The organism is Methanobrevibacter sp. (assembly GCF_045541095.1).
Taxonomy (GTDB): Archaea; Methanobacteriota; Methanobacteria; order Methanobacteriales; family Methanobacteriaceae; genus Methanocatella.
The window spans coordinates 1-1,902 of sequence record NZ_JAZQIJ010000213.1 but is presented as its reverse complement, the minus strand read 5'-3'; the positions used below and the strand labels follow the sequence as shown (position 1 = coordinate 1,902).

The window sequence follows — 1,902 nt, the reverse complement described above, 5'->3', positions numbered from 1 at the left end:
GTTCAATTCCATTATACCACCCCCTTTAAGTTTTAAGGGAGAGGAATCAAAACAAGCAAACACCTTACACCAGTCCACGTCTGTTTTTAAAAAAAAAAGTTGCAGGCAAGATACCCGCAACTTCTGACTGGATTTTTTAATAATTAGTTTTCACCAATTAAGAGAAAAAATTCTCCAATAATCTATTATATTCTAATAATATTTAAAATAAGCAGTTCTTTTTGGCTACAATTTTACATGCTCAAAGCAATTTTTATAAAAACCCTGCAAAAAGACTGAATACAATTATCATCGCCATAACAACTGACAATGCATTAACGATTGGCTTGTAGTGCTCTTCGGATAACTTATAGCTCAGAAGTATCTCAAGCATGTAACCCCCATCCAAAGGTTTCAGCGGAAGCAGATTAAATAGCCCGATTCCAAGGTTCAGCATGAAAACCCATTGGAAAAGTTCAAGAAACTCAAATAAAACCCAAGGCAGCGGACCTAAACTATCGTTTATAAGTTCGAAATGTCTGTTTGCCTGGATTCCGAAAAATCCTCTGGACTCATTGTTCGGATTCTCATCAAGAGTGAGCGTATATGTGCCCTGATCGGTTTTGACACTGACATTATCCCCTGGACTATAAGAACTCACAATATTTGAATAATCTGTGGCATTGCCTATTGTATGATTGTCAATAGCCTGCAAAACCATGCCTTCCTTTAGGATACCGTCTGACGGTGAATCCGTAACAATTCTGTCAATAGCTATTCCGTCCTCTGCAAAGTATGATGGAATTCCGGCAGAAATCAATGACACCAATAAAATGGCAATGACCGCCAGGGAAATATTTGCAACAGAACCTGCAGCATAAACCCTAAGTCTTGAAGACCTTTTGGCAGCCTTCAGCTCATCCTCATCAGGCTCTACGAATGCCCCAGGAATAATGGCAAACAGCAGTAACCCTATTGATTTGATTGAAATCTTCTCCCCGACTGACTGAACACCGTGTGAGAATTCATGAACTACCAATACAGTAGCTAAAGCAATTAAACCATAGAAAAATGGAATGTAAATCGCTGAGCCCGGCATTTCCACACCAGGAATTATTATAGAAACCGCCGGTGTTTCAAAAACCGAAGGCAGTGAACTGATCAGCGTCCATGTAATAAAAATCATGGCTCCAAAGGCCACAACAATTCCAACATTCATGTACCATCGCCAGAATGTAGGAGAAAAATTAGAAATCCTGGATATCAGTCCCCTGAGTCTTTGAGTCTTCCACATTATAACAGGGAAATTTACCTCAAAGCCATGCCTTTCCAATCTGTCATGCAATACTGCGGACAATATCCAGATGATAGCAAAAGCTATCAAATAATAATAAATACCATTCATTAAAAATGCACTTCCTCTACCAAAGTAGTGAATCGAACATCACAACATCAACTATATCGCCTTTCTGATATCCTTCATCATTTTCGTTTATGATAATATAGCTGTTCGCCTCAACCATTGACCTAATTATGCCGGAACCTCTGTTGAGGACATGTTTCGCATATTCGTCATCTGCGACTGCACGTATAAAATCAGTCCTGCCCAATTGGGAAGGGACTTTTAGTTGAGATTCACGGTTGACAATGTGAAAATCAAATGATCTTCCCTGCATTTCAAACAGGTATTTTCTTGCAAAAACATCAAATTGGCTCATTGCAGCTACAGGCTGGCCTGAAAATGTAAATATCATTTTATCGTTGATAATTCCAGCGCCTGCAGGCTTGCCAGGCCTCATTGCAACACCGTGGAATAGGATTTCTCCAAGGTCATTGACAACATCCAAAACAACGTCACCCTTACTGATAGCTGTTCCGCCGGTTGTCATGATGACATCATAATCCTCGGAAGCCTTCAATACA

Annotated in this window: 2 protein-coding genes; both read right to left on the bottom strand. The window is 39.7% G+C overall.

What is annotated here, in order from left to right; all coding sequences use genetic code 11:
* Window positions 1–253: 253 nt before the first annotated feature.
* Entirely contained in the window at window positions 254–1,384 is a 1,131-nt protein-coding gene (locus ACKI2P_RS08995; protein WP_407376997.1) for a site-2 protease family protein, read from the bottom strand.
* 16 nt (window positions 1,385–1,400) lie between these two features.
* Window positions 1,401–1,902 (bottom strand): molybdopterin-binding protein (locus tag ACKI2P_RS08990; RefSeq protein ID WP_407376995.1); only part of this gene is annotated, 502 nt, incomplete at its 5' end.